Genomic DNA, 7,152 nt, shown 5'->3' with positions numbered 1-7,152 from the left:
TATGTAATAATACCTGTTGACACAGTGCTAACCCTTGATTCCAAGCGTGTCTGGCTACTCCTGCGTGTTGCGCTAGTAGTGGTCGTTGTTGTTTGTTAACTTTGAGTTGGGTTTTGAATCCTAGTAGCATACAGTGATTTTACTGTAATTCTGTCACAAAGCAAAAGATGACAGGAAATTTTCAGTAAATGTAAGTATTTGTTAGTATTGGTTAAGAAAACAGTAACTAGCTACTAACCTTTTTTATTTGGTGTTATGGGTCTTGCTTTTGGTGCTTTTGCTGCTTATGCTGCTTATGCTGCGGGAGGTAAGAATAGACAAGCAGCTAAACATTACAAAAAAATTGCTAATGAATTAAGTGATAAATATACCAATTTAGAAAAAGGATATCATCAACTTACTGATGAAAATAATCAAAAGATTGGTGAATTAAATCAGGCTAGAGAAGTAATTGCACAAAACACACAAATTATTGATGAATTAACAAGTAGATATGACAATCTAGAGCAAGAATATCATCAAATAACTGATGAGAATAAACAACATCTTCATAATTTAGCTAATTCTCAAGAATTAATTACCAGAAATAAACAGGTTATCGGTGAATTAAATGATAAATTTGGAAATTTACAGAAAAAATATGATGAACTTATTAATGGAGATTTATTAGATGAGCCTAACTAACTATAATGCCATGTCTGATGCTGAATTAAAGCAATATTGCCTCAAACATCGTGGAGATAAAATTGCTTTTCAAACATATTTAGACCGAATCAATCAGCGTCCTCAGAGAATAATTGCTAGTTTCAATGATCCTGATTTTGATGAAAAAGTACAAGCAGCTATTCGTGAAAAACTAGAAAGAAATCGTCAAAATATGTAATAGTAATATTCTACTATTTGCAAAAAATTAGATTAAAATATTAACATTGCCTCAGTATTTCAGGAGAAAACCATCTGGTCTTTAACCGTGAAAGAACTAGAAGAAATACAGACAGCATATCCAGATTATCGCATGGAATTAGTAGATGGGAGTATCATTATTATGAGTCCGTCGGGTTATGAACCAGAAGAAGTAGGTACTGAGTTTGCGCGAATTTTAGGAAACTGGGTTAGACCTCGTAAACTAGTCCGTATAGTGGGTTCTAGTGCGGGTTTTAAATTACCAAATTCTGATTTACGTGCGCCCGATGTTTCTTTTGTTCGTGCTGAGAGACTGAAAATATCAACAGAAGATTATGCCGAATTAGTTCCTGATTTGGTAGTGGAAGTAAAATCTAAAACTGATTCTATAGATAAACTGAGAGAAAAGATTCAAGAATTTATTAAATTAGGTTCACAGGTGGGAATTTTAATTAATCCTAAAACTAGAACATTAGAAGTTTCTCGAAATGGTGAAACAGAAATTTTCAAAGATGGTGATATTTTAACATTGCCTGATTTATTACCTGGTTTTGAATTGGTCATTTCAGAAATTTGGCCTCCTGTTTTTGAGTAGTGTCGATAATTAGTCCTATATGTATTGTTTCTGCAATATTATTAATAATAATATCATCTTTAACCTAAAATTGAACACATCAGATATAATCAAATATAACAATACACAAAAATCAGCAGAGTATTTCCGTAGTATTTCAGGAGAAAATCATCATGTCTTTAACCGTGAAAGAACTAGAAGAAATACAGATAGCATATCCAGATTATCGCATGGAATTAGTAGATGGGAGTATCATTATTATGAGTCCGTCGGGTTATGAACCAGAAGAAGTAGGTACTGAGTTTGCATCTTTGTTAAGAAACTGGGTTAGACCTCGTAAACTAGGCCGTGTCGTGGGTTCGAGTGCAGGTTTTAAATTACCAAATTCTGATTTACGTGCGCCCGACGTTTCTTTTGTTCGTGCTGAGAGATTGAAAATATCAACAGAAGATTATGCGGAATTAGTTCCTGATTTGGTAGTGGAAGTAAAATCTAAAACTGATTCTATAGATAAACTGAGAGAAAAGATTCAAGAATTTATTAAATTAGGTTCACAAGTGGGAATTTTAATTAATCCTAAAACGAGAACATTAGAAGTGTCTCGTGATGGTGAAACAGAAATTTTCAAAGATGGTGATATTTTAACATTGCCTGATTTATTACCTGGTTTTGAAGTGGTCATTTCAGAAATTTGGCCTCCTGTTTTTGAGTAGTTTTGATAATGGAAATTGGCAATTAGTAAATAGACAACAATTACCAATCACCAATCACCAATTACCAATTACCAATTACCAAGTTTTAAGTTTTCAAACTCACACCAAACAGTATTGAACTGCAAATAGGTTGATTTTTGTGTTGATTTTGGTGTTGATTTTGGTGTTTATTTCTGTGCTTGGGTTTGAGAACCGGGAATAGTAACATCTATGGGTGTCACTGTAGCTGCTAACTGAGTTAATGGTGGTTTAATAGCGGTTTGATTTCCCACTACTAGGGTAACTAAATTTTCTGGTTTGAGGTATTTTCTGGCCACTCTTTGTACATCTGCTGTTGTGGTTGCAGTGACAGCTTTTTGATAACGAAACAGAAAATCAGCGGGATATCCATAATATTCGTAGCGCATTAATCGAGATAAAGTTTGACTGGGATCTTGAAAATTGAATACAAAAGAATTGAGGGTAGATTCTTTGGCATAATTTAATTCTTTTTCTGTTACTCGTTGATTTTGTATCCGTTTAATTTCTGTTTTCAATGCTTTCACAAACTGTACTGTAGCATCAGAACGAGTTTGTCCACCAGAAATAAACATTCCCGGATAATCGAAACGGGGACTCCACATACCATATACAGAATAAGCTAAACCTTGACGCGATCGCACTTCATTAAATAATCTTCCCCCAAATCCATTTAACACCCCATTCATGACACTTAATGCAGCATAATCAGGATTATCGAAAGTTCCCCCCAAATGTCCAATGAGAATATTACTTTGTGTGAGTTGGGGTTGATTAACAAAAAATACACCACCTAAATTAGCTGATGATACTTGCGGTAGTTGCGTTTTAGAAATATTAGGGTTAGGTTTCCAGTCACCAAACTTTTCTTGAATGAGCGATCGCATTTGTTTGGGGTTAAAATCTCCTACAATTCCCAAAATCATATTATTGGGATAATAATATTGCTGGTAGAATTTAACCACATCTTCACGGTTAATTTGATCCAGAGTTGCATATTCTACCGTGCGAGAGTACGGGCTTTCTGGACCATAGATTAATTTTCTAAACTCCCGACTAGCAATATCATCTGGATCATCATTGCGACGAGCAATACCACCCTTAACTTGAGTTTTAATCAAATCTAACTTTTCTTGAGCAAAAGCTGGTTCTCGCAACACTTCAGCAAATAACCCAAAAACCGTTTCTAAATCTTCAGTCAAACTGTCAAAACTAGCAGTACCAGCAGTTTCACTCATCTCTGTTTCAACAGAAGCTGCTCGTTGTTCCAGTATCTCATTTAATTGATCTGGAGAATTTTTGAGAGTACCACCAGTTCGCATCAGTGAACCAACAACATCCGCTAACCCAACTTTATCACCTGATTCCCAACGGCTACCAGTTTTAACCAGAGTTGTGCCACTGACTAAAGGTAACTCATGATCCTCAATTAAATAGACAACCAAACCGTTATCTAATACAAACCGTTCATATTTCGGTAATTTAATTTCCGACAAAGGAGTAAACTGTAAATCTGAATAATGCTTTGCTGCTGCCGTCGCTACCCAAGAAAAATTAAAAGTCAGCAGAAAAGCAATCACCAAAGCGGAAATAAACCGCCAACTCTTAGAAAACTTCAATGAAAACTTCAACTTCTTAACCTTCACATTTAACCTCTCTTCTTCCTTTGTGTACTTTGTGTACTTTGCGGTTCATAACTCTTATTTTGCAGGGAATAGGGAATAGGGAACGGAGCAGAAGGCAGGAGTTTTTTATTTTGGATTTTGGATTTTGGATTTTGGATTGTTTTTGTGATCTCCAATCTAAAATCTAAAATCTAAAATCTAAAATTTTCTTCCCCAGTCCCCAGTCCCCAGTCCCCAGTCCCCAGTCCCCAGTCCCTATCCTTGCTTCGACAACAACTTACCCACAGTGCGATTTTCTGGGGTAAAAGTTGCCTGAGCTACCCGTTGAATATCCGCAGGTGTAACTTTAGCAATATCATCCAATTGTTTAAACAAATTTCGCCAAGAGCCAGTTTTGACTTCATATTCCAATAATTGCTGCGCCATGCCCATATTAGAATCTAAACTGCGTAATAAACCCGCTCTAGCTTGGGTTTTCACCCGCTGTAATTCTGTTGCTGATACAGGTTCTGTTTTCAATTTTTCAATTTCTTTACCCAGGGCGATCGCCAATTCATCAACTGTATGTCCTGGTGCTGTCAGGGCATAAAATAACATTAAATTCCCATATTTATCACCAGGAAAACCACTCAGACCTTGAGCAGCTAAAGCTAACCGTTGTTTTTCAATCAAAGACTTATAAAGTCTGGAAGTGCGTCCATCACTTAATAAACTGGCCATAATGTCATAAACTGCATTATCAGGATCAGTGATAGCGGGACGGTGATAACCTTCAAAATACCAAGGTTGAGAAGATAACTCTACAGTAATTTCTCTGGGTTCATTTTGTTTCGGTTCTAAAGGAATTTTTGCCTGTGCTTTAGGTTTAGACTGATAACGTCCAAAGTAAATTTTGGCTAATCTTTTCACCTCATCCGGGTTAACATCACCGACAACAGCAATGGTTAAATTACTGGGAACATAATAATTATCAAAAAATTGTTTGACATTTGCTGGTGAAAGATTACGGATATCTTCGTCATAACCTATTACCGGTCTTCTGTAGGGATGGACCTTAAAAGCAGTATCCATAAATTTTTCTACCATGAAACCGACGGGAGAATTTTCTACACGCATCCGTCGTTCTTCTAAAATTACATCTCTTTCTTTATAAAACTCCCGAAAAACAGGTTCTAAAAATCGCTCTGACTCTAAAGACATCCACAGTTCCAATTTATTAGCGGGAAAACTGTAAAAATAACGAGTAGCTTCACTAGAAGTAGTAGCATTTAAACCTACACCTCCCGCTTGCTCAACAATTTTACCTATTTCGTTTTGCTTAACCAACTTCTGAGCCTGATTTTCTAATGATTTAAACTCAGTTTGTAGCTTTGCTAAGTCTTCTGTTTTATTTTGAGCTTTGGCGGTTCTAATTTGCTGATCTAATTGTTCTAACTGGTTTAATAATGGTTTTTCGGCTTGATAGTCTGTTGTACCAATGCGTTTTGTACCTTTAAAAGCCAAATGCTCTAAAAAATGCGCTACTCCTGTTTGGCCATCAGGTTCATCTATACCACCAACATCAGCATAGGTGACAAAGGAAACTACAGGGGCTTGATGTCGTTCTAAAACTATGAATTTCAGCCCATTATCGAGGGTAAATTCTGTTAACTCCTTCACCACCCGATCTAAATAAGGTTGAATGGAAGTTTGCTGGGGTTGCAGTGCTAAAGCTGCTGGGGTAGTGAAACTCACACCAAATATCAGCACCACTAAAGCAACTGCCAACAGACGACTGATAACATTGGAGAATGGAGACTTTTTCGTTTTATCCTTTAACCAATCCAAAATTCCAAATCTAAAATCCAAAATCGACTGTTTCATAGCAAAAATTAAAGTAAATTTACACTTCTTGAGAATTAGGTTAATTAGCAAACAGAGAGTTAATCTTATATTAAGCTTTCTGCGCTTTTTGGATTTGATGTTAGACAATATTGCTACAAGTCGTGTTCCTGAGATATAGCAATAACTACTATGCGAGTTTTTCATTCTCTCCCTCCCTCAGAAGCTCAAACCCGTGATCGCATTCTTCAGGCGGCACAGCGGTTATTTGCATCTCAGGGATTTGATGGTACTACAACCCGTGATTTAGCACAGGCCGCAGGTGTGGCTGAGGGTACGCTCTTTCGTCATTTTGCCAATAAAAAGGCAATTTTGGTAGAGGTGGCGACAAATGGCTGGGTGGAAATTCTCACAGATTTGTTGACAGAATTGAGTGAAATGGGTAGTTATAAAGCTGTAGCCCAGGTAATGCGCCGTAGAATGTGGAATATGCGGAAAAATGTGGACATGATGCGAGTTTGTTTCATGGAAGTGCAGTTTCATCAAGATTTGCGCGATCGCATTCAAACCGAAGTCATTGATAAAATGACAGATGTGGCAGAAGCATTTTTTCAAACGGCAATGGATAAAGGAATCTATCGCCAGATGGATGCTAAATTAGTGGCTAAGGTGTTTTTGGGAATGTTTGCGATCGCAGGTTTTTCTGATAATACCCTCATCGAACCCAACGCATCACCCCAAGAAATGCAACAGATGGCTGAAGGTTTGGCTGATATTTTCTTAAATGGTGTGTTAATTAAAGAGTAGGTGACTGGTGACTGGTGACTGGTGACTGGGGACTGGTGACAGGTGACAGGTGACAGGTGACAGTAAAAAGGGAATAGGAAATAGGGAATAATTATTTACCAATTACCAATTACCAATTACCTTTGCTTGTTGACTCCATTGTTGCACCAATTCCACAGCCGGACATAAATCACGTCGTTGAAAAGTTGCTACTTGCAAACGCATAATTTGCTGATGTAATTTATGGCTAGGAATTTCCGCCAATTGCACAACAGAAATGACACCCGCATGAAGCAATAAACCACAATATTGAGTACCCACACTGGGAAGACGTGCCAGATCCGCTAAAGCCACCCATTTATGAACATATTGAAGATTGACTTGTAATTTACTTGCTAATGCAAGTTTAGCTGCTGGTGTTTTCCCTTGTTTAACTAAATCCAGTGTAGTTTTAATATCACAACTTTGCAATTTTAAAAGTTCCTCTGGACTTAATCCTGGTAAATTTTCAATCGGCCAGTCACAAGGTTTGAAGACACTTTTATTACTTTTAATCTTTATCTGTTTAGTAGACATTGGGTAATTGGTAATTGGTAATTGGTAATTGGTAATTGGTAATTGGTAATTGGTAATTGGTAATTGGTAATTGGTAATTGGTAATTGGTAATTGGTAATTGGTAATTGGTAATTGGTAATTGGTAATTGGTAATTG

Annotated in this window: 10 protein-coding genes; 6 read left to right on the top strand and 4 right to left on the bottom strand. The window is 36.8% G+C overall.

From position 1 onward, the window contains the following. Positions 1-130 (bottom strand): helix-turn-helix domain-containing protein (locus tag FFR48_RS23645; protein ID WP_162501950.1); only part of this gene is annotated, 130 nt, incomplete at its 3' end. 125 nt (positions 131-255) lie between these two features. On the opposite strand from FFR48_RS23645, the gene FFR48_RS23640 reads away from it, so the two are divergent. The 5 genes from FFR48_RS23640 to FFR48_RS30240 all read left to right on the top strand — a co-directional run bounded on the left by FFR48_RS23640 (position 256) and on the right by FFR48_RS30240 (position 2,308). Beyond that, the gene (locus FFR48_RS23640; RefSeq protein ID WP_137669056.1) at positions 256-684 is read left to right on the top strand and encodes a hypothetical protein; all 429 of its coding nucleotides are present in this window, start codon (positions 256-258) and stop codon (positions 682-684) included. Beyond that, positions 671-883 carry a DUF6887 family protein gene (locus FFR48_RS23635; RefSeq protein ID WP_096569953.1) on the top strand — a complete coding sequence of 71 codons (213 nt, stop codon included), beginning with the start codon at positions 671-673 and terminating at the stop codon, positions 881-883. The genes FFR48_RS23640 and FFR48_RS23635 overlap by 14 nt, the downstream gene beginning before the upstream one ends. A gap of 87 nt (positions 884-970) precedes the next feature. After that, entirely contained in the window at positions 971-1,498 is a 528-nt protein-coding gene (locus FFR48_RS23630) for a Uma2 family endonuclease (RefSeq protein ID WP_268932463.1), read from the top strand. A gap of 152 nt (positions 1,499-1,650) precedes the next feature. Further along, entirely contained in the window at positions 1,651-2,190 is a 540-nt protein-coding gene (locus FFR48_RS23625) for a Uma2 family endonuclease (RefSeq protein WP_096569949.1), read from the top strand. After that, a complete protein-coding gene (locus FFR48_RS30240) occupies positions 2,183-2,308 on the top strand; it encodes a hypothetical protein (protein ID WP_268932462.1) in 126 nt (41 codons plus the stop codon). Before FFR48_RS23625 ends, FFR48_RS30240 begins: the two co-directional genes overlap by 8 nt. Positions 2,309-2,357: 49 nt before the next feature. On the opposite strand, the gene FFR48_RS23620 is transcribed toward FFR48_RS30240, so the two are convergent. Then, positions 2,358-3,827: a M16 family metallopeptidase gene (locus tag FFR48_RS23620; protein WP_228051880.1), complete on the bottom strand. Its 1,470-nt coding sequence runs from the start codon at positions 3,825-3,827 to the stop codon at positions 2,358-2,360. Between the two features lie 261 nt (positions 3,828-4,088). Continuing rightward, positions 4,089-5,696, bottom strand: a complete 1,608-nt coding sequence (locus FFR48_RS23615; protein ID WP_137669053.1) for a M16 family metallopeptidase — start codon at positions 5,694-5,696, stop codon at positions 4,089-4,091. A 150-nt stretch (positions 5,697-5,846) separates the two neighbouring features. Between FFR48_RS23615 and FFR48_RS23610 the strand changes: the two genes are divergently transcribed. Next, positions 5,847-6,461 (top strand): TetR/AcrR family transcriptional regulator, encoded by a 615-nt coding sequence (locus FFR48_RS23610; RefSeq protein ID WP_096569944.1) that lies wholly within the window; start codon positions 5,847-5,849, stop codon positions 6,459-6,461. Positions 6,462-6,563: 102 nt separating this feature from the next. Here FFR48_RS23610 and FFR48_RS23605 read toward each other — a convergent pair whose 3' ends face one another. Further along, positions 6,564-7,016: a DUF4332 domain-containing protein gene (locus FFR48_RS23605; protein ID WP_137669052.1), complete on the bottom strand. Its 453-nt coding sequence runs from the start codon at positions 7,014-7,016 to the stop codon at positions 6,564-6,566. Positions 7,017-7,152 lie beyond the last annotated feature (136 nt).

This window comes from Sphaerospermopsis reniformis (assembly GCF_005402885.1).
Taxonomy (GTDB): Bacteria; Cyanobacteriota; Cyanobacteriia; order Cyanobacteriales; family Nostocaceae; genus Sphaerospermopsis; species Sphaerospermopsis kisseleviana.
Note: the sequence above shows the minus strand (reverse complement) of the source record. Positions and strands in the feature narration are given on the sequence as shown.

What these genes read in the sequence shown, in the direction of transcription:
- FFR48_RS23640 (WP_137669056.1), top strand. Translation starts at nt 256, where the DNA reads ATGGGTCTTGCTTTTGGTGCTTTTGCTGCTTATGCTGCTTATGCTGCG.
- FFR48_RS23635 (WP_096569953.1), top strand. Translation starts at nt 671, where the DNA reads ATGAGCCTAACTAACTATAATGCCATGTCTGATGCTGAATTAAAGCAA.
- FFR48_RS23625 (WP_096569949.1), top strand. Translation starts at nt 1,651, where the DNA reads ATGTCTTTAACCGTGAAAGAACTAGAAGAAATACAGATAGCATATCCA.
- FFR48_RS23615 (WP_137669053.1), bottom strand. Translation starts at nt 5,696, where the DNA reads ATGAAACAGTCGATTTTGGATTTTAGATTTGGAATTTTGGATTGGTTA.
- FFR48_RS23610 (WP_096569944.1), top strand. Translation starts at nt 5,847, where the DNA reads ATGCGAGTTTTTCATTCTCTCCCTCCCTCAGAAGCTCAAACCCGTGAT.
- FFR48_RS23605 (WP_137669052.1), bottom strand. Translation starts at nt 7,016, where the DNA reads ATGTCTACTAAACAGATAAAGATTAAAAGTAATAAAAGTGTCTTCAAA.